Genomic DNA, 23,794 nt, shown 5'->3' on the forward strand with positions numbered 1-23,794 from the left:
CCGCCGGCAATGCGGGACCCCCGAAGCGCATCCGTGCCTCCTTGCGCAGCGCAGAAGGCGACGGGATGCCCGTCCGGCAACAGACATGCATGCTGCGGCTGCCACCGCAGGAAGACGCCCTGCGACAGATGCAGGGTCAGCAACTGACGCGCTGCGTCAGTTGCGACCGATCACGACGGGGTCACGTCGGTGGCCTGCTCACGCAGCGATGTATTCACCACAGGTCTTCGAGTTTGCGCGGCTTGCAGGCGAACCACGACGCGCACAGCATCACCAGCGCGCAGCAGAACAGGAAGCCGAACGGCAACGTCCAGCTGCCGCTCACGTCGTGCAGCCAGCCCACCAGGAACGGACCCAGGCAGCTGAAGCTGTAGCCCACGCCCTGCATGAAGCCGGACAGGGCGGCCGACCCGGTCGGGGTGCGCGTGCGCAGGTTGATCAGCGTGAGCGCCAGCGGGAAGGTCGACGGACCGAGTCCCAGCAGGCAGGCCCACAGCAGCGGGGCCTTCATCGGCGCCAGCAGCAGCCCGGCGAAGGCCACCACGAAGGAACCAAAGCCGATCAACACCAGCGGGAACGGGTTGGCCATGCGCACCGCCAATGAAGGAATCACCAGCGAGGGCAACAGGCCCAGCGCGGAGAACATCGCCACCATCACCCCGCCGAAGGCCGGCGAGGCGCCGGCTTCGACCACGATGCGCGGCAACCAGGTGAACATGGAATAGGTCATCAGCGAGGTCATGCCGAACATCAGCGTCATGCCCCAGCCCAGCGAGGTCGCCGAGACCCGCCCGTGCGGCTGCGCACTCGGATCCGGGCCGTCGGTGATCACATCATGGCGCGGGGTGCGGCGCACCAGCATCAGCCATGGCAGGGTGGCGGCCAGTGCCAGCAGCGCCCACATGCCCAGCGACACGCGCCAGCCGGCCGCGTTGGCCACCGGCACCGCCAGCAACGCCGGCAGCATGGTGCCCAGCTGCAGCGCGCTGATGTACAGCGTGCTCATCGTGCCCACCTTGTTGGCGAAATAACGCTTCACCAGCGGGGGCACCACCACGTTGCCGATGCCCATGCCGGCCAGGGCGATGATCGAGCCGCCCAGCAGGCTGCCCATGCCGACCGCGCTGGAGCGCAACAGCAGGCCGACCAGCGCCAGCGACATCGCCAGCAGCGTGGTGCGCTCCAGCCCGAGGCGGCGCGCCAGCATCGGCGTGCACACGCCGAACAAGGCGAACGAGGCGGTCGGCAGCATGCCGAGCACACCGGTCATGGTGGTGCCGAAGCCGAACGTCTGGCCCAGCACGTCCAGCAGGGGGGTGACCGAGGTGACCGCGGTACGCAGGTTGACCGCGGCCAGTACGATGGCAGCGAAGACCAGGGGGCGCCCGTGCAGCAGCGAAGGCGCAGGCGACGAAGGGCAGGCGGTGGGGCTCATGGTGGATCCTTGCCGGTGGCGCGCGCGGCGGCCTCCGGATGCAACGGCGGCACCGGGCGGACGCCGGTGCGGCAGGGTGGGGGAGGGCCCATTGTACGTTGCCAGGCAAAACGACAGGCACAAAAAAACCCGGGAGACCGTCGTCTTCCAGGTTTCTTCGTGACCAACAAAGTGGTCGGGGAGACAGGATTCGAACCTGCGACCTCTACGTCCCGAACGTAGCGCTCTACCAGACTGAGCTACACCCCGAAGGGTAGCCGCCTATCATATCGATTCCCGCACTGGGCGGCAAGGGGAATCGCATTTTTCCTTCGGTCGTTCCGACCACCGGAGTGGTCGGGGAGACAGGATTCGAACCTGCGACCTCTACGTCCCGAACGTAGCGCTCTACCAGACTGAGCTACACCCCGAAGGAGCCGCCTAAGATACCGTGTGAAGGTCGAGGCGGCAACACTTTTGTTACATCATTTACCGTCGCGGCCGTCGATGCTGCCCGACTCGCGGGCTTCGAACCACATGCCGTTGAGGATGGCCACGACCGAGGCCAGGCCGGTGCCGAGGATCCAGGCGAAATACCACATGGTGTGCTCCTTCAAGAGGTGCCGGCCGTTGGCCGGCACGTGGGAATCAATACGCGTTGGGGTTGTCTGACATGTCTTCGGCGGTGGTCTTGCCCTTCATCACCCGGTAGACCCAGGTGGTGTAGGCCAGCACGATCGGCAGGAAGATCACCGTAGCCACCAGCATGATGAACAGCGTCAGGTGGCTGGAGGACGCATCCCACACGGTCAGGCTGGAACCGGGCTGGCTGGAGGAGGGCAGCAGGAACGGGAAGATCGCAAAGCCGACGGTCAGGATGATGCCGGTGATCGACGCGCCCGAGGCCAGGAACGCCAGGCCGCCACGCCGGGCACGCAGCAGCACCGCGCTGGCCAGCGCACCGAGCAGTCCGACGATCGGTGCCAGCAGGGTGGCCGGCATGCTGCTGTAGTTGCGCAGCCAGCCGCCGGCCGCGGCCCCTTCAGCGGCGGTTTTCAGCAAGGGATTGGTCGGTCCATCGGTCACCACCTGCGAGGTGATTTCATAGCCGGGCAGGCCGAAGGCTACCCAGGCGCCGGCCAGGGCGAACAGCACGAAGCTGAGCAGCGCCGCCACGCTGCCATAGCGGGCCGAGCGTTCGGCCACCGGGCCGTCGGTCTTCAGCACCAGCATGGCTGCCCCGTGTGACACCAGCATCGAGACGCTGACCAGTCCGGCGATCAATGCGAACGGGGTGAGCAGGCCGAAGAACGAGCCGGTGTAGAAGATCCGCATGCTGTCATCGAAGTGGAACGGCACGCCCAGCAGCACGTTGCCCACCGCCACGCCGGCGATCAGGCCGGGCAGCAGGCCGCCGACGAACAACACCCGGTCCCAGTTGTCGCGCCAGCGCTTGCCCGGCATCTTGCTGCGGTACTTGAAGCCCACCGGGCGCAGGATCAGCCCGAACAGCAGGGCGAAGATGGCCAGGTAGAAGCCGGAGAAGCTGACCGCGTACAGCGGCGGCCAAGCGGCGAAGATCGCGCCGCCGCCGAGCACCAGCCATACCTGGTTGCCTTCCCACACCGGGCCGATGGTGTTGATCACCAGGCGGCGTTCTTCATCGGTCTTCGCCACGAACGGCAGCAGCGTGCCGACGCCGAGATCGAAGCCGTCCATCACGGCCCAACCGGTCAGCAGGATGCCCAGCAGCAACCACCAGATGATGCGCAGGGTGGTGTAATCGAGTCCAAGGAATTCCATCGGGGTTCTCCTGCCTTATGCCTGGCCTGGGGCCGGGGCGGCATTGTGGGAAACGGACGCGCGCGGCGCCTGCAGGGACGGCAGGATCTCGTCGGGACCGGTGCGGATCGCCTTCAGCATCAGCTTGACCTCGATCACCAGCAGCACCGTGTACAGCAGCGTGAACACCGCCAGGGTGGTGAGGATTTCATGCAGGGCCAGGCCGGATGCAGCGTAGAAAGTGGGCAGCACGCCATCGACGGCCCACGGCTGGCGACCGTATTCGGCGACGAACCAGCCGCACTCAATGGCGATCCACGGCGCCGGCAGCGACCACAGGGCCAGCGTCAGGAACCAGCGCTTGTCCTGGAAGTTGTTGCGGCAGGAGTAATAGAACGCCAGCGCGAAGAAGGCGATCAGGTAGAAGCCCAGCCCGGCCATGATGCGGAAGGTCCAGAACAGCGGGGCAACGCGCGGTACCGTATCCATCGCCGCCTTGCTGATCTCTTCCGGCGTGGCGTTGCCGATGTCTTCGCGATAGCGCTTCAGCAGCAGGCCGTGGCCGAGATCCTGCCAGTGGCGGTCGAACATCTCGCGCGCCTGCACATCGTTCTTGTCCGCACGCACCCGCTGCAGCGCACCGTAAGCGATCTGCCCGCCGCGGATGCGATGCTCGGCCCGTTCCACCAGTTCCAGGATGCCGGGAATCGGCTGATCCACCGAACGGGTGGCGATCAGGCCCATCAGGTAGGGAATCTTGATCGCGAAATCGTTCTGGTGGGTGGTCTGGTTGGGAATGCCGAAGGCAGTGAAGTCCGCTGGCGCACGCTCGGTCTCCCACATCGCTTCGATCGCCGCCAGCTTCATCTTCTGGTGTTCGCTGGCGGCATACCCGCTCTCGTCACCCAGCACCACCACCGACAGCGAAGACAGCAGGCCGAAGGCTGCGGCCACGGCGAAGGAGCGGCGTGCCATGTCACGATGCTTGTTGCGCAGCAGGTAGAGCGCGCTGATGGACATCACGAAGATCGCACCGGTCACGTAGCCGGCGCTGACGGTGTGCACGAACTTTGCCTGCGCCACCGGGTTCAGCAGCACCGCGGCGAAATCCACCACCTCCATGCGCATCGTTTCCGGATTGAATATCGCCCCGGTGGGGTTCTGCATCCAGCCGTTGGCGATCAGGATCCACACCGCCGACAGGTTGGTGCCCAGCGCCATGAACCAGGTCACGGCGAGGTGCTTGACCGGGGTCAGCCGCTTCCAGCCAAAGAAGAACAGGCCGATCAGGGTGGCTTCCAGGAAGAACGCCATCAGGCCTTCGATCGCCAGCGGCGCCCCGAAGATGTCGCCGACGTAGTGGCTGTAGTACGACCAGTTCATGCCGAACTGGAACTCCATCACCAGCCCGGTGGCCACGCCGATGGCGAAGTTGATGCCGAACAGCGTGCCCCAGAACAGGGTCATCTGGCGCCAGACCGGCTTGCGGGTCATGACGTACACGCTCTCCATGATGGCCACCATGAAGGACAGGCCAAGGGTGAGGGGGACGAAGAGGAAGTGGTACATCGCGGTCAGGGCGAACTGCAGCCGCGACAGTTCTACGACTGTCGAATCAATCATGGCCTGGCTACCTCGTGGGATAGTGCCGTGGGGGTGCGGGAAGGGTGGTCTACGTGGTGCGATGATGTGACCGACTACTTCGAACAGCCTTGATTCAGATCAATGTAGAAAAGGATCCCCGCCCTGATCGTATGCCAACGGCAGTGTCCGTGCGACCGTACGCCGCAGGGGCGCCGGGACCTGCGCCTACAATGCCCCCAGACCGTTGCCGCCGAGCCACCGTGAGCCAGGACACCGAAACCCAGCTGAGGCAAGCCCAGCGCCATGAGGCGCAGCAGCGCAGACTCCGCCAGCACTGGCTGGATACGCTGGGAGCGGCGGCAAGCGGCCGTCGCCGGCTGGCCGCCATCGCGATCAGTGTGTCCGGGGTGCTGCTGGTGGCCCAGGCCGGCGCCATTGCCTGGCTGGTCCAGCACGTGCTGTTCGAGGGTGCGCCGCTGGCCGATGGCCTGTGGGTGCTGGCTGCCCTCGCTGTGGTGCTGTTGCTGCGCACCCTGCTGGGCAGCGTGACCCAGGCCTGCGCCGGCGACGTGGCCGATGCAGCGCGACTGGCGCTGCGCGAGCGCGCCTACGCCTGCGTGCTGGGCAAGGGGCCGTTGTGGCTGCGGCAACAGCGCAGCGGCGAGTTGGGCGAAGTGATGCTGGCCCATGCCGATGCCATCGAAAACTATTACAGCGGCTTCCAGCCGGTGCGCATCGAGGTGGTGGTGGTGCCGCTGATCATCGCCCTGGCGGTGGCCTGGGTGGACTGGGTGGTGGCGATCATCTTCATCGCCACCGCGCCGCTGGTGCCGTTCTTCATGATGCTGGTGGGCTGGGGTGCCGAGGCGGCCGGGCGCGCACAACTGGGTGAACTGGCGCGGATGAGCGGGCACTTCGCCGACCGCATCAAAGGCCTGGGCCTGCTGCGCCTGTACGGCCGCGGCGAGGCCGAACTGGAGGGCGTGGCCGACGCGGCCGAGGGCGTGCGCGAGCGCACCATGAAAGTGCTGCGGATCGCGTTCCTGTCCTCCACCGTGCTGGAGTTCTTCGCATCGGTCAGCGTGGCGATGGTGGCGCTGTACCTGGGGCTGAGTTACCTGGGCATGATGTCCCTGCACGCGCAGGTGCCCACGCTGGGGGCCGGCCTGTTCTGCCTGCTGCTGGCACCGGAGTTCTATGCGCCGCTGCGCCGCCTGGCCGCGCACTACCATGATCGTGCCAATGCCCTTGCCGCCGCCGCCGAGATCGAGCGTCTGCTTGGAGCGCTGCCGGGGCCGGCTGCGGCGCTGGCTACGGCGCGGCCACTGGCCAGCGCGGCTGCCGAGCCGCTGCAACCGCATGCTCCGCTGCTGCAGGCGCGCGGGTTGGTACTGCGCCCCTTGGGTGCCGGTCACGATGTGCTGAAGGACATCAGTTTCCAGCTTGAATCCAACCAGCGGCTGGCGGTGGTGGGCCCCAGCGGCAGCGGCAAAAGCACCTTGCTGGAAGCCTTGGCCGGCTGGCTGCCGCCGCGCGAGGGCAGTCTCATGCTGCGCCCCGGAGTGGAGGTCGGCTACGCCGGCCAACGTCCCTACCTGTTCCACGGCAGCATCGCCGACAACCTGCGCCTTGCCGATCCCACCGCCAGCCTGGCCACCCTGCGCCACGCGGCCGAGGCCGCGCAGGTGCTTGCCTTCGCCGACCACCTGCCCGACGGACTGGATACGGTGATCGGCGAGCGCGGATTCGGCTTGTCCGGCGGTGAGGCGCGGCGCATCGGGCTGGCCCGGCTGCTGCTGCGCAATCCCGGCATCATGCTGCTGGATGAACCCACCGCGTTCCTGGATCCGCATACCGAAGCGGCCCTGCTGCATGCGTTGGCGATCCATGCGCGCGGTCGCAGCGTTATCATCGCCACCCACAGCCCTGCGGCCATCGCCTGGGCAGACAGCACGTTGCGGTTGCCCGACGGCCACCTGCACCACGACCCGCGGCAGGTGCGCGCATGAGCGCCGCACAACGCGATCCGCTGCGCGCGGTGTTCGCCCGGCACCTGCCGCGCCTGCTGCTGACGGTACTGCTGTTATGGACCACGATGCTCGCTGGAACGGCCCTGCTCGGGCTCTCCGGCGGCTTCCTGACAGCGGCCGCGCTGGCGGGCGCGGCGGGACTGGGTAGCGGTTTCAATTTCTTCTCACCGTCTGCCGGCATCCGTGGCCTGACCATGGCGCGCATCGTGTCGCGCTATTTTGAAAAGCTGGTCGGCCACGATGTGACGTTGCGTATCGCACGCGATGCACGGGTGTGGTTCTTCCGCCGCGCCTTGCCCCTGGCACCGGCGCGGCTGGGCAGCACGCGTACGGGCGAACTGCTGGCGCGGTTGCTGGGCGATATCGCCGAGGTGGACGGTCTGTTCGTGCGCGCGCTGGGGCCGCTGTGCGCACTGGCAGCCCTGAGCCTGGTGGCCATCGGATCGGCCTGGCTGATCCTGCCGCAGGCAGCGGCGTTGCTGGCGGCCATGGCGGTGCTGGTCGGCGTGGGCGTGCCGTGGCTGGGCGTGCGCGGACGCGCAGGGGAAGAGCGCGACCGCGCCGCGCACCGCACGCAGCTGCGCAATCTTTCCTTCGAAGGCATCGAAGGCGCCGCCGACCTTGCGGCGCTGGATGCGCTGGACCACTGGCAGGGCCGGGTGGAAGTGGCCGCACGCCAGCTGCGCGCGCGTGATCGTCGTCGGCGCTGGCGCCTGTTGGCTGGCACCACGTTGCACGGCGTGGTGACCGGTGGCGGGCTGTTGGCGATGCTGGCGCTGGCGCTTTCGTCGCATGAGCAAGGGCGCGTCGATGCACCCATGGCGGCCGGACTGGTGTTTCTCACCGTGGCCATGATCGAGCTGTGGGCCGGGCTGGGCCTGGCCTGGCAGGCACTGCAGTCCGGCCAGGTGTCGGTGTCCCGACTGCAGGCCATCGTCGACCAGCCGCCGATGGTCAACGAGCCAGCATCGCCGCGGCCCCTGCCGACGGCCGCGGCGGCGGTGTGCTGGGAAGGCGTCTCGTTCGCCTGGAAGGACGGCGATCGCAGCGTGCTGGACGGCGTGGACCTGCTGCTGCAGCCGGGCCGGCGCATCGCGATCCGTGGCGACAGCGGCAGTGGCAAGACAACGCTGTCCAGTCTGCTGCTGCGCCTGCATGACCCGAGCAGCGGACGCATCACGCATGGCGGGACCGACATCCGCCATTACGCGCAGGATGACTGGCACCGGCAGCTGGCGTGGCTGCCGCAGCACGCCCCGGTATTCGCCGGCAGCGTGTCCGACAACCTTCGCCTGGGCGATCCCCACGCCGGCGACGCCAGGTTATGGGCGGTGCTGGAGCGGGTGCGGCTGGGCGACTGGGCACGTGCGGTCGGTGGCCTGCAGGGCTGGGTCGGCGAGAACGGCGCCACGCTGTCGGCGGGGCAGGCGCGCCGCCTGGCACTGGCGCGCGCGCTGCTGCGCGAGGCCCCGATCCTGGTACTGGACGAACCCACCGAAGGCTTGGACGTGGATGCCGCGCATGCCCTGTTGGCCGACCTGCCCGCGCTGCTTGAAGGACGCAGCCTGCTGGTCATCACCCATGATCCGCTGCCTGCCGGCGTAGTGGACCAGGTGTACCGCCTGCAGGGCGGCCGGCTGCACGCGGCGGAGCCCGGCTGAGTCCGACACTGGCAGGTGATTCCCGGAGCTGGCGCTGCAGCGTTGTCCGATGGAAGCCGTCCGGGCGTTCAGCACACTGGAGATGCGCCACCCCGTGGCGTGTGCGGGCTTCGTTCCGCGCCAATGTCCCCAGGAGGAATCTCCATGCGCCTGACCTTGTCCCAGGCCCTCTTCGCCAGCGCTGCCTTTTCCCTGCTGGCGCCCTCGGCCGCCGGTGCGCAGGCCGGCACCGATGACCCGGCGTGGTCCATCGAAAAACCACGGCAGACCCGCATCGGCCCTGGCTACTCGCAGGATCTCATCGAAGTGAAGTTCCGCAATGCCGACCGCACGGCACCAGGCGAGGCCGGCTGGACCTCCCGGCGCAGCGGCGCATTGCCCGGGCTTGATGCGTTGACGGCAGCGGACGGACCGGTATCGCGGGTCACCCCGCTGTTCTCTGCCGATGTCCTGCACGACACATCCGATCGCGTGGACCTGCCCGCACTGGGCCAGTGGTATCGCATGCAGCTGAAACCGGGCCAGGACGCGGCCGTCATCATTGACCTGTTGAACGGCATGGACGCGGTGGAAATCGCCTACGCCGCATCGGTGCCGGCGCCACCGCCATCGGCCGCTCCAGCGCCCGCCACGGCGCAGTGGGCGTCACCGCTGTTCCTTGAGCGACAGGGCTACGCGCTGGCTGCCGCGTCCGGTATCGATGCCGTCCACGCACGCACGGTGCCGGGCGGCGACGGAACGGGCATACGCGTGGTCGACATCGAATACAGCTGGAACTGGCAGCACGAGGACCTGACCAAACTGCGCGTGCCGGGAACCTGGATCAGGCAGGGGGCCAGCATCAGCGATCCGTTCAACGACAACAACCACGGCACATCGGTGCTTGGCGAGATGATCGCCGATGACAACGGCTTCGGGGTGCGCGGGCTGGTCAGTGGCGCCACGCCGCACTACGTCAATGTCACCAGTCCACAGACCGGCTACAACGCAGCCAACGCGGTTGCGCTGGCGGCGGCGAGACTGGGGCGGGGCGATGTGATCCTGATCGAACAGCAGTTCCCCGGCCCGGCGCCCTGCAACGGCTACGTAGCGCCGGAATGGATCCCCTCGATCTACGATGCGGTAGTCTCCGCGGTCAGGCGTGGCATCCACGTGGTGGAGACCGCAGGGAACGGCAACGTCAACCTGGACGCCGGCTGCTTTGGTCCCGGTTTCCCGCGGGGGCGGCCGGACTCCGGCGCCATCCTGGCGGGTGCCGGCGGCGCGGCGGCCACGCCGTGGTGCAGGGACGCCGTCGTACCCCGCTCACGGCTGGGTTTCTCCACCCATGGACGCCGGGTCAACCTGCAGGGGTGGGGCGGCTGCGTGGCCACCACCGGTGGCCGCGACCTGTACAACGGTGGGCCCAATGCGGGCTACACGCAGCGCTTCAACGGTACCTCCAGCGCGGGACCGATCGTGGCTTCGGCGGTTGCTGCGGTATCGGGTGCGGCCAAGGCCCGCGGCAAGACGCTCACACCGCTGCAGATGCGCAGCCTGCTGGTGGAAACCGGTACGCCACAGGTCGGCAACAATGGCCACATCGGCCCCCTGCCCAACCTGCGTGCGGCACTGGACCGGCTTGCCGGCATGCCATGACAGGACGTTTCCCGGCGAACTCCGATGTCTGCCAGGGCCATCTGCCCGGCAGGCGTCGGGTGTTTGCTCGAGGTTGCTTCATGGTGCAGCACTGCACAGTCGAGCTGTGTCCTTTCCCCGGAGCGCGCAATGAAACATGCAGCATCACACGTCCGTCGCCTGAGCTGTGTCCTGGCCCTGGGCTCAACGCTTTCCGTGGCTGCCAGTGCAGCTGAGCCGCTTGTCGCAGGAATCACCCGCGCGACGGACCTGCGGCTGATGCCCTCGGCGTGGCGCGATGCGGGTGAAACCACGCCCATCGTCGTGTCGGCACAGGATGCCACCTACATCAAGGTCCATCTGGGCCAGTTCGATCTGCCGCGGGGGGTAACGCTTGAGGTTTCCAGCCCGGACGGATCCGAAGTCCACCGTTACAGCAGCCAGCGCGTGATGCCCACACGGTGGACGCCGCCCTGGATGAGGACGGTCGCTCCCGGTTCGGTGCGATGTCCATCCACGGCGACACCGCCATCCTGCGCCTCACCGGCACGGCGCAAGAGCCGTGGGACAGCCATCGCGGCGTGCAGGTCGCGCACTATGACGAAGGATTGCCGCTTGACCAGGTTGCCCGGGCCGCTGCGCCCAGCTCCGCGAAGGGCGCGACCGCAGTGACGCGCGCGATCTGCGGCGCCCGTGACCTGCAGCCGGTCGCGTGCCTGGCAGGCAATGACCGCCAGGCGTACAACGCAGCCAGGCCGGTGGCACGATTGCTGATCGGTGGACGCTCTCTGTGCACCGCGTGGCGGGTGGGCAGCGACAACCGGCTCTTCACCAACAATCACTGCTTCAACAGCGCCGCAGGGGTCGCCTCCACGGAGGTCTGGTTCAACCATGAGGCAGCGCAGTGTGGCAGCGGGGCCGCAGCGGCGGTGACGAAAGTGAGTGGCGCCAACTTGCTGAAAACCGACGCCGCACTCGACTACAGCCTGTTCACGGTCAACCAGTTCGCGAACATCGCACGCTTTGGCCACCTCGGTCTGGAGGTCGGCACCGCGCGGCCCGGGCAGGAGATCTTCGTCCCGCAGCATCCTGGCGGTCGCCTGAAAGAGGTGTCGGTCACCAGCGACACGCAGGCTGGGGGGCGTTGCACGCTCATCAGCACCACCGCGAACAGCGGGCGCGATGCCAGCTACAGCTGCGACACCGAGGGCGGAAGCTCCGGCTCGCCTGTCATCGGGCGTGCCAGCAACCGGGTGGTCGCACTTCATCACCTCAGTTGGGGCAACTGCACCAATTCCGGGGCGAGGATCGACCTGATCTGGCCGCAGGTAAAACAGTACTTCAACAACGTCGTGCCGTAGGCACTACCCGGCACGTCAAGCGAACGCGCGCAGCAGCGCCATGGTGCACGCTGCGTTTGCCACCACGCAGATCCAGAACACCTGCTGGAAAGAAACTTTCCGGTTCTTGTGGCGCAACAGCGACTGGGCAAACAGGGCGCCCGGCCAGCCCCCCAGCAGCGCAAGCACCTGCAGCGTGCGCTCCGGCGTGCGCTGCTGGGCGCGGGTCGCCGCGCGCTTGTCGCGCCAATAGAGGGCGAAGGTCCACACGCTGGCCAGCAGCATCCAGCCAGCCAGCCAGGCCGGCAGCCAGCCGGCCACCGTGCAGCCCAGCAGCATCCCCGCCACCAGCAGCGCCAGGGCGGTCCGCGGGCTCAGTGCGGGTGCATCGGCCGTGGCCTTTGCGCGCTTGCGTGGCGTGGCGCGACGACTCACAGTTCGCCGAGAAAGCCACGCACCGCAGGACCGAAACGGTCGAAATCGACCAGGAACGCGTCGTGTCCCTGCGGCGAATCCAGACCGATGAAGCGCGCTTCGGCACCGCCCGCGCGCAGCCCGTCGGCGATCTGCTGCTGCTGCTGCACCGGGAACAGGATGTCGGTGTTCGCCCCGATGGCCAGTGCTTTCTCCACCTTGATCCGGGCCAGGCCGGCCAGTACATCGCCATCACCCTGGTCGGCGAGGTCGAACCAGTCCATCGAGCGGCTGAGGTACAGATAGCAGTTGGGATCGAAGAAGCGGACGAAGCGACGTGCGTGGCCTTCCAGGTAGCTTTCGACCTGGAATTCCAGCCCGAACGGATCGTCGTCGGCCTGATCCGAATCCAGCCGCACGCGACCGAAGCGACCATCCCACTCCAGCGCCGAGCGGTAGGTGATCACCCCCAGCTTGCGTGCCATGCGCATGCCCGATTCGGGATAGTGATCGTCATCGTACTGTCCCCCGTTCCACTGCGGATCAAGGCGGATGGCTTCGCGCTGCAGCGAGCGGATGGCGATGGAAAACGGCAGGGCCTGGGCACTGCCTGAAATGTTGACGTGGCTGCGCGCGATGCCCGGATGCAGCAGCAACAACGCCAACGCGGTCATCCCACCCATCGAGTTGCCGACCAGGCAGGCCAGCTGCGTGATGCCCAGCGCGCGCACCACCTCCACAGACGCGCGTGCGCCGTCTTCGACCGACAACTCAGGGAAGGTCAGGCGATAGGGCTCGCCGGTCGCCGCGTTGATGCTCGCCGGCCCGGTGGAACCCTTGCAGCTGCCCAGCGAGTTGACGCAGATGACGAACCAGCGCTCGGTATCGATCGGCTTGCCCGGGCCTACCATGCCTTCCCACCAGCCAGCGGCAGGGTTGGCAGCGTTGCTGGCGGCGTGCGCGTCGGGCGAGAGCCCGGTGACGATCAGGATCGCATTTCCGGCGTCGGCATCCAGCGTTCCCCAGGTTTCATACGCCACGCGACCATCGATCAGCTCGCCGCCGCGTTTGAACGGGAAAGGCGAGGGCAGGGCGTGGAACAGCGTGCCGGGCGGAATGAATTCAGTCATGGCCGCATTCTATCCCCAGCGCTGTCGCCGCTGCGCTCGCTGCCTGGTCCCGGTAGTGACGGCCGCTGGCCGTCGGCTCCTGCCTTCAGTAGGTGACGACCGCTGGCCGTCGGCTCCTGCCTTCGGTGGGTGACGACCGTTGGTCGTCAGCTCCCGCCTTCGGTGGGTGACGACCGTTGGTCGTCACGCTGTTGCTTCCCGCTGCGCTCGCCGGGCAAGACCTGGCGCTACCGAAGCGGCAGCGCCAGACCGCCCGGATCAGCGCAGCGTGGCCAGTGCCTGCCCCAGCTGCACCGCGTGTTCGGCATCCAGGTGCGGGGCGAAATCGGCCACGCCGGGCGGCAGCAGGACGATCACCGTGGAGCCATAGTTGAAACGCGCCATTTCCGCGAAGCGCTCCAGCGTGATGCCCTGGCCGCGGTAATCCTTGCGCGTGATGCGATCACCGTAATGCGGGATCTCCTCGCCACTCCAGACGGTCTCCACGCCGGACACCAGCAGCGCACCGACCATCACGCTGACCATCGGGCCGAAGCTGGTATCGAAATGGCAGACCAGCCGCTCGTTGCGTGCGAACAGCCCGGGCACCCTGCTGACCGCCGCCGGGCCCACACTGAACAATCGACCCGGTACGTGCACGGTTTCGCGCAGGGTGCCGGTCCACGGCATGTGCACGCGGTGGTAGTCCTTGGGCGACAGGTACACCGTGGCGAACAGGCCGTCATTGAACGGCTTCGCATCCTCGGCGCTGCCGAGCAGTTCGGCCGCGGTGAACGACTGGCCCTTGGCCTGGAAGATGCTTCCATCTTCGATGCGGCCGAGCTGGCTGATGCGGCCGTCCGCAGGCATCACCAGGTTGCGCGGGTCGGCATCGGCCACGCGCGCGCCGGGTTTCAATGCCCGGGTGAAGAACTGGTTGAACGTCCTGTAGCTGCGCGGGTCCGGGTCGGCGGCCTCGCCCAGGTTCACCCCGAACTTCGCGGTGACGGTGTCGATCAACCACTGCGCTACGCGCGGGTTGTCCGAGTACGCCAGCGCACGCGCCATCGAAGACAACAGGCGGTGGGGAAGGGCGTAGCTCAGGGTGGTCATCAAGCTCATGGGGCGGATTTCTCGGTCAGCTTCTGCAGGTCGCGGGCGATGGCCGGCGCATTGAACGGGGGGCGGATGATGCCGGCCAGCCGGCCTTCGGCATCCAGCACGGCGAGCGTGGCCGAGTGTTCCATCGTGTAGTCCTCGGGGTTCTCCTCGAAGGTCTTGCCGGGCACCTTCTGGAACACCAGGCCCAGCGAGGTCGCGAATTTTTCCAGCGACGGCACGTCGCCAGTGGCGGCCAGGGTGTCCTTGTTGAAGGCGTGGACGTACTCGCCGAGCCGGGTGGCACTGTCGCGCTCCGGGTCCACCGACACGAACAGCACGCGCGGGCGCAGGGTCTCAGGCACTGCTTCCCACTGCTTCTGCGCCCCCGCCAGTTCCAGCAGGGTGGTGGGACAGACATCCGGGCAGAACGTGAAGCCCAGGAACACCAGGGTCCAGTGTCCCTTCAGCTCGCCGGGGATGAGCCGGGTGCCGTCGGCCTGGGCCAGGTTGAAGTCCGGCAGCGGTCGCGGCTGGGGATAGAACGTGATCGCTTCGGTGGCGGGCTGGCCGGTGGGCGCCTTGGGCGCGAACACCTTCTGCGCGGCAAGCAGGCCCAGGCCCGCGGCCAGGGCGATCAGCAGGATGATGCCGACGTTGCGATTGAACATGAGGGCCTGCGCTGCCGAGGGATCGGCCCCCATCATAACGGCAGCGGGGCGGCGGTTTCCCCTGCAACGGATGCCGAGGCAGGCGCCAGACCCTATAATCGGGGGCCAATCTACCCGTCGTACCGCCATGACCGCCGAACCGGCCGCCGAACTCCACACGATCATCGACCTGATCCGCTACGGCACCAGCCGTTTCAACGCCGCGGGGCTGACCTTCGGGCACAGCTACGACAATGCGCTGGATGAAGCGACCCAGCTGGTGCTGCACGGCCTGCACCTGCCGCACGACCTCGGTCCGGCGTACGGGCAGGCGCGCCTGCTGCAGTCGGAAAAGCAGGAAGTGCTGGCGCTGTTCGAACGTCGTATCGACGAGCGCGTGCCGGCCGCCTACCTGACCGGCGAGGCGTGGTTTGCCGGGCTGAGCTTCAAGAGCGACAGCCGTGCGCTGGTCCCGCGCTCGCCGATCGCCGAGCTGATCGAAACCGGCTTCGAGCCGTGGCTGGCTGGCCGCCACGTGGACCGCGCGCTGGACCTGTGCACCGGTTCGGGCTGCATCGCCATCGCCATGGGCCATTACTACCCGAACTGGGAAGTGGACGGCGTGGACCTGAGCGATGATGCCCTGTCGCTGGCCCATGAGAACAAGGACCGCCTGCAGGCGCACAACGTGACCCTGCTGAAGTCGGACCTGTTCACCGGCCTGGCCGGACGTCATTACGACCTGATCGTGACCAACCCGCCGTATGTCACCAATGACGAAACCGACGCACTCCCGCAGGAGTACTCCTACGAGCCTGAAATGGGCCTGCGCGCCGGCGACGATGGCCTGGACCTGGTGTTGAAGATCCTGCGCGATGCGCCGCTGCACCTGAGCGAAGACGGCCTGCTGATCTGCGAAGTGGGCGAATCCGAACAGCACCTGGTCAAGCTGCTGCCGGAAGTCGACTTCGCCTGGGTGGAGTTCAAGGTCGGCCAGATGGGCATCTTCGCGGTGGAATGCCGTGAACTGATCGCCCACAGTGCACGCATCACCGAACTGGCGGCACAGCGGCCGTGAGTTCCAATTCGTTCGGCAAGCTGTTCACCGTCACCACCTTCGGCGAGTCGCACGGTCCGGCCATCGGCTGCGTGATCGACGGCTGCCCGCCGGGGTTGGCGCTGGATGCGGCCGAATTCGCCCACGACCTGCAGCGACGCGCCACCGGCAAGAGCCGGCATACGTCCGCGCGCCGCGAGGCCGATGAGGTCGAGATCCTGTCAGGTATGTACGAGGGGCTGACCACCGGCACCCCGATCGCCCTGCTGATCCGCAATACCGATCAGCGCAGCAAGGATTACGCCAACATCGGCCAGCAGTTCCGCCCCGGCCATGCCGACTACAGCTACTGGCACAAGTACGGCATCCGCGATCCACGCGGTGGCGGCCGCTCTTCGGCGCGCGAAACCACGATGCGCGTGGCGGCCGGCGTGGTCGCCAAGAAGTGGCTGGCCGAGCGCTTCGGGGTGACCGTGCGTGGCTACCTGTCCCAGCTGGGCGAGATCACCCCGCGTGCTTTCCACTGGTCTGCGGTGGAAGATAATCCGTTCTTCTGGCCCGACGCCGCGCAGGTGCCGGAACTGGAGTCCTACATGGATGCGCTGCGCAAGTCCGGCGATTCGGTCGGTGCGCGCGTGGACGTGGTGGCCGACAACGTACCGCCGGGCTGGGGTGAACCGATCTACGGCAAGCTGGATGGCGAGCTGGCCTCGGCGTTGATGAGCATCAATGCGGTGAAGGGCGTGGAGATCGGGGATGGCTTCGCCAGCGCCGCGCAGAAGGGCACCGAGCACCGTGACCTGCTGACCCCGCAGGGATTTGCCAGCAACCATGCCGGCGGCATCCTCGGCGGCATTTCCACCGGGCAGCCGGTGACGGCATCGATCGTGCTCAAGCCCACCTCCAGCCTGCGCCTTCCGGGCGCCTCGCTGGACAGCGAAGGCAAGGTCATCGAAGTAGTCACCACCGGTCGCCATGACCCGTGCGTGGGCATCCGCGCCGCACCGATCGCCGAGGCGATGATGGCGCTGGTGCTGATGGACCAGGCGCTGCGCCACCGTGCGCAGTGCGGCGATGTCGGCAGCATCACCCCGCGCATCCCGGGCCACATGGATGGCTGATGCGCGCCCCGTCGTCTGGGTCAGCCAGCCGCTCATCGATGCGGTGATCGAGCCGCTGCGTGCGCAGGTGGAACTGATCACCACCGACGAGGTGACCGTGTGGACGCCGGAACAGCTGGCAGAGCGGCTGGCAGGCGTCGACGGTGCCATCATCACCCTCAACGAGCGTATCGGCGCGGCACAGCTGGTCGATGCCGATCGCCTGCAGGTGATCGCCAATGTCGGCGTGGGCTACAACAACCTGGATGTCGATGCGCTGAGTGCGGCCGGCATCCTGGCCAGCAACACCCCGGACGTGCTGACCGAAACCACCGCGGACATGGGCTTTGCCCTGTTGATGGCCGCCGCGCGCCGGATCACCGAATCCGAACGCTGGCTGCGCGACGGCCAGTGGGGCCAGTGGTCGTTCCAGACCATGCTGGGCGCGGACATCCATGGCAGCACGCTGGGCATCCTGGGCATGGGCCGCATCGGCCAGGGCATCGCCCGCCGCGGCGCGCACGGCTTCGGCATGCGCGTGCTGTACCACAACCGCTCGCGGCTTCCAGCTGCGACCGAAGCGGACGTGGGCGCGCAGTACGCCGAGTTGGATGACCTGCTGGCGCAGAGTGACCACCTGGTGCTGGTGCTGCCGTACACGGCAGCCTCGCATCACCTGATCGACGCGACCGCGCTGGCGAAGATGAAGCCCACCGCGACGCTGGTGAACATCGCCCGCGGCGGAATCGTCGACGAGCTGGCGCTGGCCGATGCACTGGCCCACGGCCGGCTGGCAGCGGCCGGGCTGGACGTCTACGAAGGCGAGCCGCAGGTGCGCCCGGAGCTGCTGGCGCTGCGCAACGTGGTGCTGACCCCGCATATCGGCAGCGCCTCGCTGGGCACGCGCAAGGCGATGGTGCAGCTGGCGGCGGACAACCTGCTGGCCGCACTGTGCGTGGCCGGTGAAGCGACGCGCATGCCAAGCGCGATCAATGCCGATGCGGCGCTGGCCGCGCGCGCTGCTTCGGGCGATAAAAGCAAAAAACGATAGGGAGCCTCCGCGCCTGCACGAGGAGGTTCCCCGAACCCGGCCGCATTGCGTGAATCCCCTACTTTTTTTGAGAATTTCCACATGAGTACCGAACAACGTTCCTTCCATGTCGCCGTCGTCGGCGCCACCGGTGCGGTCGGCGAAACCATGCTGTCGATCCTGGCCGAGCGCGACTTCCCGGTCGGCACGCTGACCCTGCTCGCCTCCTCGCGCTCGGCCGGTGGTGAAGTCGAGTTCAACGGCCAGAAGCACATCATCAAGGACCTCGCCGACTTCGATCCGACCGGCGTGGACATCGCGTTGTTCTCCGCCGGTGGCAGCGTGTCCAAGGAGTACGCGCCGAAGTTCGCCGCTGCCGGTGCGGTGGTGATCGACAATTCGTCGGCCTTCCGCTACGACGACGACGTGCCGCTGGTGGTATCGGAAGTCAATCCAGACCAGGTCGCCAACCGTCCGCGCGGCATCATCGCCAACCCCAACTGCTCCACCATGCAGATGCTGGTGACACTGGCGCCGCTGCATCGCCGTTACGGCATCGAGCGGATCAACGTGGCCACTTACCAGTCGGTGTCCGGCGGCGGGCGTTCGGCGCTGGAAGAGCTGGGCAAGCAGACCGGCCAGCTGCTCAGCTTCCAGGAGATCGACCCGCAGCGTTTCCCGGTGCAGATCGCCTTCAACCTGATCCCGCACATCGACGACTTCCTGGAAAACGGCTTCACCAAGGAAGAAATGAAGCTGGTCTGGGAAACCCAGAAGATCCTCGGCGACAGCAGCATCCTGGTGAATCCCACGGCGGTGCGCGTGCCGGTGTTCTATGGCCACTCCGAAGCGGTGGCGATCGAAACCCGCGACAAGGTCACCGCCGCCGAGGCGCGTGAACTGCTTTCGCAGTCGCCGGGCGTGGAAGTGGTGGATCGCCACGAGGCGGGCGGCTACCCGACCCCGGTCACCCATGCATCCGGTACCGATGCGGTATACGTCGGCCGCATCCGCGAAGACCTTTCGCACCCGCGCGGCCTGAACCTGTGGATCGTCTCGGACAACATCCGCAAGGGCGCTGCACTCAATGCGGTGCAGTTGGCCGAGCTGGTCGCCGCCGAACCGCGTTGAGCAGGGCGGGGGGGGGCGTGCCGGTCACGACCCCCCACTTTGTGGCGGCCAGCCGTTATATTGGCCGCCATGAACAACGGGGCCCGCGGCGTCATGCGACCGCTCAAGTATCTTTCCACCCTCCTGTTGGCGCTCGCCAGCAGCTCGGCGATGGCGCTGGGGCTGGGTGACATCCGTGTGCTGTCCCGTCCCGGGCAGCCGCTGGTAGCTGAAATTCCGATCATTTCCGCTGATCCGTCCGAACTGCAGAACCTGCGGGTCGGGCTGGCTTCGCCGGTGACGTTCGAACGGGTGGGCCTGCAGCGCCCGACCGGCCTGGTCAGTGAACTGCAGTTCGAACTCACCCGTACCGCACAGGGACGGGCGGTGGTGCGCGTCACCTCGGCTTCGCCGGTGGAAACCCCCGCGCTGGCGTTCCTGATCGAGGCCGACTGGGGCCAGGGCAGGCTGGTGCGCGAATACTCGGCGCTCATGGATGCACCGACAAGCGCGGTTGCACTGAGCGAGCCGGAGATCGAGGCGCCGGCCGGCGCGATGTCCAATGCGATCATCCGTGAGCCGCAGGCCGTACCGGCGCAGTTGCCGCCTGAAACGTCGACTGCAGGCGCTGCCCCTGCGCCTGCACCTGCGGCGCGCACCGCCAACACGGCTTCACCACGCGCGCCGGTGCCCGAGGCCACCGGCGCTGCCGGTGATATCGCGGTGCGGCAGGGGCAGACCCTTTCGCAGATTGCACAGTCGCTGGCCGTCGGCCAGCAGATCAGCCGCGAGCGAGCGATGATCGCCCTGCTGCGGGCCAATCCAGAAGCCTTCATCCGCGGCAACATCAACCTGCTCAAGCAGGGTGCGGTACTGCGCGTGCCCGATGCGGCCTCTCTGGCCGCCGTTGATGGCAGCGAGGCGGCAGCGATGGTGAGGGAGCACGCTGCGCAATGGCGGCAGTCGCGCACCCTTCCGCAGCCTGCAGCAGCCGATTCCAGCGTTGCGGCCGCCACGCCGGCTCCCGCCGCAGCGGCGGCCCGCAGCAGCGGCGCGCGTCTTGAAATCGCTCCGGCGGTGGCGGCTGCCGCTGCCACGGCTGGCTCAACCACCGGCACCGGTGATGGCAACGAGGGTGACATGCTCGGCAACGAACAACTGCGTCAGGCAAGGGAAGACGTCGCCACGCGCGATGCCGAAATCGATGAACTCAAGCAACGCGTCGCGGATCTGGAAAAGCTGAAAGCGCAGCAGCAGGCGCTGGTCAGCCTGAAGGACACCGAGATCGCGGCCGCACAGGCGCGCTTGGCAGAGACCCCGCAGCAGGCGTCCAGTGGCCCATGGTTCTGGCTGGCGCTGCCCTTGTTGCTGCTGGTGGCCGTGGGCTGGTGGCTGTCGCGTCGCCGTAAACCCTCGCCCCTGCCGCCGCTGCGCCGTGACGACCACGACGACAGTGCGCTGTCGGCGGCCGTCCCGGCCGGTGCCGGGCTGGACGTGCTGGCCGAGCGCGCGGGTTGGGAGCAGGATCCTCGGGAGCAGGCCGACGCCGACACCGACACCGGCACCGGGATTGCCGGCCAAGCGCCGGTGCATTTCGATCTGGAAACACCGGTAAGCGTTTCGACCGCGGCGCCGGCTGCCACGGAACCTTTCCTGGAGCCCGAACCGGTGGTTGACCCGGTGCCCGCCTACGCCCGCCATGCCGAGCAGCAGGACGCCTTCCGCGGCGTCTTCGAGCTTCCCGCCGGCGATGCGCCGGCCGCGCCGGAGATATCGGACGATGCAGCGGCGCACGCCCCCGACGCGGCCGCCGCCACGCCAGCGCATGCCGGTGGCCATGACCGCCTCGAACTGGCCATCGCCTATCTGGACCTGGGCGATGCGCAGACTGCGCGCTCACTGCTGGAAGAGGTGGCCCGCAGCGATGATCCACATCTGCAGGCGCAGGCGCGCGAGCTGTTGGCGCGCCTCGGCTGACCCCAGGGCTGTACGGAGTATCGACCATGCAACGCGACCATCGCATCGACTACATCGAATTCGCTTCGCAGGATCCGGCGGCGAGTCGCGCGTTCTTCCAGGCCGTGTTCGGTTGGCAGTTCCAGGATTACGGCCCGGACTACACCGCCTTCGACGACGGGCGGCTGCAGGGCGGCTTCTATCGTGCCGCACCGGTGTCCACCGACACCGCAGGCGCGCCCCTGGTGGTGCTGTATGCCGAGCAGCTGCAGCCGGTGATCGAGGCGATCCTCGCTGCGGGCGGTGAGCTGCTCAAGCCGGTCTTCTCGTTTCCGGGAGGCAGCCGGTTCCACTTCCGCGAGCCCGGCGGCAACGCGCTGGCGGTATGGTCCGAGCGCGATCCAGCCGGCTGACGCCGGCAGCGGCGGCCGGCTTGGCGTCTTTTCAGAGATTCAGAGGAAGCAGCATGCGTTACGCCTTGGGCGTGGAGTACGACGGCAGCGATTACAAGGGCTGGCAGAACCTCGGCGAAGCCGGCCCGAGCGTGCAGGCCAGCCTGGAAAAGGCGCTGTCTTCGGTCGCCGATTCGCCGGTGCGCGTGGTCTGCGCCGGCCGTACCGATGCAGGCGTGCATGGTCAGTGCCAGGTCGTGCATTTCGATACCGATGCCGTGCGTGATCCGCGCGGCTGGACCCTGGGCACTACCGCGCGGCTGCCCAGGTCGATCGCGGTGCGCTGGTGCACGCCGGTCGCCGATGACTTCCATGCGCGCTTTTCCGCGCGCGCACGACGCTATCGCTACCGTCTGTTGAACCGTTCGATACGACCGGCGCTGCAGCGGCAGACGCTCAGCTGGGAACGGCGCCCGCTGGATGCCGGCCTGATGCACCAGGCTGGGCAGGCGCTGCTTGGCGAAAACGACTTCAGCGCGTTCCGCAGCATCCAGTGCGAAGCGTTGCACGCGCGTCGCCAGATGCAGTCGGTCAGCGTGCTGCGCAATGAGGAGGTGATCGAAGTGTCGGTGCAGGCCAATGCATTCCTTCATCACATGGTTCGCAATATCGTGGGTTCGCTGATCCTGGTGGGCAGCGGGGAGCGTCCGGTCGAGTGGATCGGTGAGCTGCTGGCCGGCCAGGACCGTACTGTTGCCGGGCCCACTGCACCCCCTCAGGGCCTGGTGTTCCTGGGCCCGTTGTACCCCGACAACTGGCAACTGCCTGCCGAGGTCACCCTATGAGCCGCTCCTACTACCGTACCCGCATCAAGTTCTGTGGCATGACCCGCGCCGGCGATGTCCGCCTGGCCGGCGAGCTCGGCGTGGATGCGGTGGGCTTCATCTTCGCCCGCGAGAGCAAGCGCCGCGTGGCACCCGCCGAAGCACGTGCGATGCGCCAGGCGATCGCGCCGATGGTCGATGTGGTGGCCCTGTTCCGTGACAACACGCGCGAGGAAGTGCGCGAAGTGCTGCGCACCGTGCGTCCTACGCTGCTGCAGTTCCATGGCGATGAAGACGAGGGTTTCTGCCGCGGCTTCAACATGCCCTACCTGAAGGCCATCGCGATGGGTGGCCGCGAAGAGGTCAACGCGCGCACCCTGCAGCTGCGCTACCCCAGCGCGGCCGGCTTCCTGTTCGACAGCCATGCGCCGGGTGGCGGCGGCGGGACCGGCGTTGCCTTTGACTGGACGCGCATCCCCAGCGGCCTGCACCGACCCTTCCTGCTCGCCGGCGGGCTGACCCCGGAAAACATCTTCGACGCGGCCGTGGCGACGCTGCCGTGGGGCGTGGATGTGTCCAGCGGGATCGAATCCGAGCCGGGCATCAAGGACGGTTACCTGATGCGCAAGTTCGTTGAAGAAGTCCGTCGCGCGGACTGCGCCAGTCTCGATTGAGCGCACCCTGCTGCCGGTTCACCGATCAGCAAGTTCGGCCTTCAGCCAGGCCACCAATGCATCCACACGCGGATCCGCACGCGCGGCGTGCCGCGCCAGCACCCAGGCGCCGGCGGTGGCGGTGAATCCCCACGGCGCGATCAGTCGCCCGCCCGCTACGTCATCGGCAACCAGGGGCTCCGGCGCGATCGCCACGCCCAGTCCCGCCACCGCCGCTTCCAGCAGGTAGTACAGGTGTTCGAAGCCCTGTCCCGGCCTTAGTGCGCGCGCGTCCAGTGCATGCGCAGCGGCCCAGGCCGGCCATGCCTGTGGCCGCGAGGTGGTATGCAGCAGTTCCTCTGGCAGTAATGCGGACGCCGGCCGACCCTGCAGTCGGGCCGCCGCCGGATGCTGTGGGGAGAGCACCGCGCCGACCCGTTCCGGTGCCAGCTCGATCACCTGCCAGCCGTTCGGCCACGGCGGTTCAGCCAGCAGCAGCACCGCATCCAGCCGTGCCTGGGCTTCGCTGAAGCTGCCATCCAGCGCCGACCAGTGCACGTTGAGCGCGGGCAGGGCGGCCTGCAGCCGCGGCAAGCGCGGGATCATCCAGCGCGCCAGCACGCTGCTGCTGCAGCCCAGCACCAGGGCGTCGTGCAGGGCCGGGCGATGCAGCTGGTCCACTGCGGCGTGCAAGCGTCCAAACGCATCCTTGCAGGCGGCCTGCAGGGTCTGGCCGCTGGCGGTCAAGCGCAGGCCGCGGCCGTCGCGCTCGAACAACGCCAGGCCGAGATCGGCCTCGAGCAGCTTGATCTGGCGGCTGACCGCGCCGTGGGTGACATGCAGGGCCTGCGCTGCGCGTCCCACGCCACCCAGCCGGGCCGTCGCTTCAAAGGCGCGCAGGGCGTTGAGGGCGGGCAGCGGGCGCGTCGTCATGTGAGAAATACTGACATGATGTGGCTGAAATATCGATATT

Annotated in this window: 21 protein-coding genes and 2 tRNA genes; 12 read left to right on the plus strand and 11 right to left on the minus strand. The window is 67.6% G+C overall.

All coding sequences use genetic code 11. The annotated features are described in order from the left end of the window. Positions 1 to 214: 214 nt before the first annotated feature. The 6 genes from CXG43_RS15285 to CXG43_RS15310 form a co-directional block, all read right to left on the minus strand. Positions 215 to 1,435: an MFS transporter gene (locus tag CXG43_RS15285; protein ID WP_101100704.1), complete on the minus strand. Its 1,221-nt coding sequence runs from the start codon at positions 1,433 to 1,435 to the stop codon at positions 215 to 217. A gap of 172 nt (positions 1,436 to 1,607) precedes the next feature. After that, positions 1,608 to 1,684 (minus strand) — tRNA-Pro (locus tag CXG43_RS15290). An 84-nt stretch (positions 1,685 to 1,768) separates the two neighbouring features. Next, positions 1,769 to 1,845: transfer RNA gene (locus CXG43_RS15295), tRNA-Pro, on the minus strand. Positions 1,846 to 1,899: 54 nt separating this feature from the next. Next, complete coding sequence (cydX, locus tag CXG43_RS15300; protein WP_042614095.1) at positions 1,900 to 2,016, minus strand: cytochrome bd-I oxidase subunit CydX; 117 nt, start codon at positions 2,014 to 2,016, stop codon at positions 1,900 to 1,902. A 46-nt stretch (positions 2,017 to 2,062) separates the two neighbouring features. Continuing rightward, positions 2,063 to 3,217, minus strand: coding sequence for a cytochrome d ubiquinol oxidase subunit II (gene cydB / locus CXG43_RS15305; protein WP_101100705.1), 1,155 nt, complete (start codon positions 3,215 to 3,217; stop codon positions 2,063 to 2,065). Between the two features lie 15 nt (positions 3,218 to 3,232). Further along, positions 3,233 to 4,819 carry a cytochrome ubiquinol oxidase subunit I gene (locus CXG43_RS15310; protein ID WP_101100706.1) on the minus strand — a complete coding sequence of 529 codons (1,587 nt, stop codon included), beginning with the start codon at positions 4,817 to 4,819 and terminating at the stop codon, positions 3,233 to 3,235. A 221-nt stretch (positions 4,820 to 5,040) separates the two neighbouring features. Here CXG43_RS15310 and cydD point away from each other — a divergent pair, with 221 nt between their 5' ends. The 4 genes from cydD to CXG43_RS15330 all read left to right on the plus strand — a co-directional run bounded on the left by cydD (position 5,041) and on the right by CXG43_RS15330 (position 11,449). After that, a complete protein-coding gene (gene cydD, locus CXG43_RS15315; protein ID WP_232767837.1) occupies positions 5,041 to 6,789 on the plus strand; it encodes a thiol reductant ABC exporter subunit CydD in 1,749 nt (582 codons plus the stop codon). After that, positions 6,786 to 8,471: a thiol reductant ABC exporter subunit CydC gene (gene cydC / locus CXG43_RS15320; RefSeq protein WP_101100708.1), complete on the plus strand. Its 1,686-nt coding sequence runs from the start codon at positions 6,786 to 6,788 to the stop codon at positions 8,469 to 8,471. The genes cydD and cydC overlap by 4 nt, the downstream gene beginning before the upstream one ends. 144 nt (positions 8,472 to 8,615) lie before the next feature. Next, on the plus strand, positions 8,616 to 10,109 hold the full coding sequence (locus tag CXG43_RS15325) for a S8 family serine peptidase (protein WP_157825218.1): 1,494 nt from the start codon (positions 8,616 to 8,618) through the stop codon (positions 10,107 to 10,109). Between the two features lie 440 nt (positions 10,110 to 10,549). Then, on the plus strand, positions 10,550 to 11,449 hold the full coding sequence (locus tag CXG43_RS15330; RefSeq protein WP_101100710.1) for a serine protease: 900 nt from the start codon (positions 10,550 to 10,552) through the stop codon (positions 11,447 to 11,449). A gap of 15 nt (positions 11,450 to 11,464) precedes the next feature. Here the strand turns inward: CXG43_RS15330 and CXG43_RS15335 are convergent, their stop codons facing one another. The 4 genes from CXG43_RS15335 to CXG43_RS15350 form a co-directional block, all read right to left on the minus strand. Continuing rightward, a complete protein-coding gene (locus tag CXG43_RS15335; protein ID WP_101100775.1) occupies positions 11,465 to 11,767 on the minus strand; it encodes a DUF1294 domain-containing protein in 303 nt (100 codons plus the stop codon). A gap of 92 nt (positions 11,768 to 11,859) precedes the next feature. After that, positions 11,860 to 12,972: a homoserine O-acetyltransferase gene (locus CXG43_RS15340; RefSeq protein WP_101100711.1), complete on the minus strand. Its 1,113-nt coding sequence runs from the start codon at positions 12,970 to 12,972 to the stop codon at positions 11,860 to 11,862. A gap of 258 nt (positions 12,973 to 13,230) precedes the next feature. Next, entirely contained in the window at positions 13,231 to 14,073 is an 843-nt protein-coding gene (asd, locus tag CXG43_RS15345) for an archaetidylserine decarboxylase (RefSeq protein WP_101100712.1), read from the minus strand. Next, on the minus strand, positions 14,070 to 14,720 hold the full coding sequence (locus tag CXG43_RS15350; RefSeq protein WP_101100776.1) for an SCO family protein: 651 nt from the start codon (positions 14,718 to 14,720) through the stop codon (positions 14,070 to 14,072). Before CXG43_RS15350 ends, asd begins: the two co-directional genes overlap by 4 nt. A gap of 127 nt (positions 14,721 to 14,847) precedes the next feature. On the opposite strand from CXG43_RS15350, the gene prmB reads away from it, so the two are divergent. The 8 genes from prmB (at position 14,848) to CXG43_RS15390 (ending at position 22,842) form a co-directional block, all read left to right on the plus strand. Continuing rightward, positions 14,848 to 15,777, plus strand: coding sequence for a 50S ribosomal protein L3 N(5)-glutamine methyltransferase (prmB, locus tag CXG43_RS15355; protein WP_101100713.1), 930 nt, complete (start codon positions 14,848 to 14,850; stop codon positions 15,775 to 15,777). Then, the gene (aroC, locus tag CXG43_RS15360; protein WP_101100714.1) at positions 15,774 to 16,877 is read left to right on the plus strand and encodes a chorismate synthase; all 1,104 of its coding nucleotides are present in this window, start codon (positions 15,774 to 15,776) and stop codon (positions 16,875 to 16,877) included. The genes prmB and aroC overlap by 4 nt, the downstream gene beginning before the upstream one ends. Then, complete coding sequence (locus CXG43_RS15365) at positions 16,870 to 17,907, plus strand: D-glycerate dehydrogenase (protein WP_101100715.1); 1,038 nt, start codon at positions 16,870 to 16,872, stop codon at positions 17,905 to 17,907. The genes aroC and CXG43_RS15365 overlap by 8 nt, the downstream gene beginning before the upstream one ends. An 81-nt stretch (positions 17,908 to 17,988) precedes the next feature. Beyond that, on the plus strand, positions 17,989 to 19,017 hold the full coding sequence (locus tag CXG43_RS15370) for an aspartate-semialdehyde dehydrogenase (RefSeq protein ID WP_101100716.1): 1,029 nt from the start codon (positions 17,989 to 17,991) through the stop codon (positions 19,015 to 19,017). Positions 19,018 to 19,086: 69 nt separating this feature from the next. After that, positions 19,087 to 20,973, plus strand: coding sequence for a FimV/HubP family polar landmark protein (locus CXG43_RS15375; protein WP_101100717.1), 1,887 nt, complete (start codon positions 19,087 to 19,089; stop codon positions 20,971 to 20,973). A gap of 26 nt (positions 20,974 to 20,999) precedes the next feature. Then, on the plus strand, positions 21,000 to 21,365 hold the full coding sequence (locus CXG43_RS15380) for a VOC family protein (protein WP_101100718.1): 366 nt from the start codon (positions 21,000 to 21,002) through the stop codon (positions 21,363 to 21,365). 53 nt (positions 21,366 to 21,418) lie between these two features. Continuing rightward, on the plus strand, positions 21,419 to 22,189 hold the full coding sequence (gene truA, locus CXG43_RS15385) for a tRNA pseudouridine(38-40) synthase TruA (protein ID WP_101100719.1): 771 nt from the start codon (positions 21,419 to 21,421) through the stop codon (positions 22,187 to 22,189). Then, the gene (locus tag CXG43_RS15390; RefSeq protein ID WP_042614042.1) at positions 22,186 to 22,842 is read left to right on the plus strand and encodes a phosphoribosylanthranilate isomerase; all 657 of its coding nucleotides are present in this window, start codon (positions 22,186 to 22,188) and stop codon (positions 22,840 to 22,842) included. The genes truA and CXG43_RS15390 overlap by 4 nt, the downstream gene beginning before the upstream one ends. A gap of 18 nt (positions 22,843 to 22,860) precedes the next feature. Here CXG43_RS15390 and CXG43_RS15395 read toward each other — a convergent pair whose 3' ends face one another. Next, positions 22,861 to 23,754: a LysR family transcriptional regulator gene (locus tag CXG43_RS15395; RefSeq protein ID WP_101100720.1), complete on the minus strand. Its 894-nt coding sequence runs from the start codon at positions 23,752 to 23,754 to the stop codon at positions 22,861 to 22,863. Between the last annotated feature and the right edge of the window lie 40 nt (positions 23,755 to 23,794).

The organism is Stenotrophomonas sp. Bg11-02 (assembly GCF_002836635.1).
Taxonomy (GTDB): domain Bacteria; phylum Pseudomonadota; class Gammaproteobacteria; order Xanthomonadales; family Xanthomonadaceae; genus Stenotrophomonas; species Stenotrophomonas lacuserhaii.

Excerpts from the sequence above, each read along its gene's own strand:
- CXG43_RS15370 (WP_101100716.1), top strand. The coding sequence starts at position 17,989 with ATGAGTACCGAACAACGTTCCTTCCATGTCGCCGTCGTCGGCGCCACC.
- CXG43_RS15340 (WP_101100711.1), bottom strand. The coding sequence starts at position 12,972 with ATGACTGAATTCATTCCGCCCGGCACGCTGTTCCACGCCCTGCCCTCG.
- CXG43_RS15335 (WP_101100775.1), bottom strand. The coding sequence starts at position 11,767 with ATGCTGCTGGGCTGCACGGTGGCCGGCTGGCTGCCGGCCTGGCTGGCT.
- CXG43_RS15390 (WP_042614042.1), top strand. The coding sequence starts at position 22,186 with ATGAGCCGCTCCTACTACCGTACCCGCATCAAGTTCTGTGGCATGACC.
- cydB (WP_101100705.1), bottom strand. The coding sequence starts at position 3,217 with ATGGAATTCCTTGGACTCGATTACACCACCCTGCGCATCATCTGGTGG.
- cydC (WP_101100708.1), top strand. The coding sequence starts at position 6,786 with ATGAGCGCCGCACAACGCGATCCGCTGCGCGCGGTGTTCGCCCGGCAC.
- CXG43_RS15395 (WP_101100720.1), bottom strand. The coding sequence starts at position 23,754 with ATGACGACGCGCCCGCTGCCCGCCCTCAACGCCCTGCGCGCCTTTGAA.
- CXG43_RS15350 (WP_101100776.1), bottom strand. The coding sequence starts at position 14,720 with ATGTTCAATCGCAACGTCGGCATCATCCTGCTGATCGCCCTGGCCGCG.
- CXG43_RS15285 (WP_101100704.1), bottom strand. The coding sequence starts at position 1,435 with ATGAGCCCCACCGCCTGCCCTTCGTCGCCTGCGCCTTCGCTGCTGCAC.
- truA (WP_101100719.1), top strand. The coding sequence starts at position 21,419 with ATGCGTTACGCCTTGGGCGTGGAGTACGACGGCAGCGATTACAAGGGC.
- cydX (WP_042614095.1), bottom strand. The coding sequence starts at position 2,016 with ATGTGGTATTTCGCCTGGATCCTCGGCACCGGCCTGGCCTCGGTCGTG.
- asd (WP_101100712.1), bottom strand. The coding sequence starts at position 14,073 with ATGAGCTTGATGACCACCCTGAGCTACGCCCTTCCCCACCGCCTGTTG.
- CXG43_RS15310 (WP_101100706.1), bottom strand. The coding sequence starts at position 4,819 with ATGATTGATTCGACAGTCGTAGAACTGTCGCGGCTGCAGTTCGCCCTG.
- prmB (WP_101100713.1), top strand. The coding sequence starts at position 14,848 with ATGACCGCCGAACCGGCCGCCGAACTCCACACGATCATCGACCTGATC.
- CXG43_RS15325 (WP_157825218.1), top strand. The coding sequence starts at position 8,616 with ATGCGCCTGACCTTGTCCCAGGCCCTCTTCGCCAGCGCTGCCTTTTCC.
- CXG43_RS15375 (WP_101100717.1), top strand. The coding sequence starts at position 19,087 with ATGAACAACGGGGCCCGCGGCGTCATGCGACCGCTCAAGTATCTTTCC.
- CXG43_RS15380 (WP_101100718.1), top strand. The coding sequence starts at position 21,000 with ATGCAACGCGACCATCGCATCGACTACATCGAATTCGCTTCGCAGGAT.
- CXG43_RS15365 (WP_101100715.1), top strand. The coding sequence starts at position 16,870 with ATGGCTGATGCGCGCCCCGTCGTCTGGGTCAGCCAGCCGCTCATCGAT.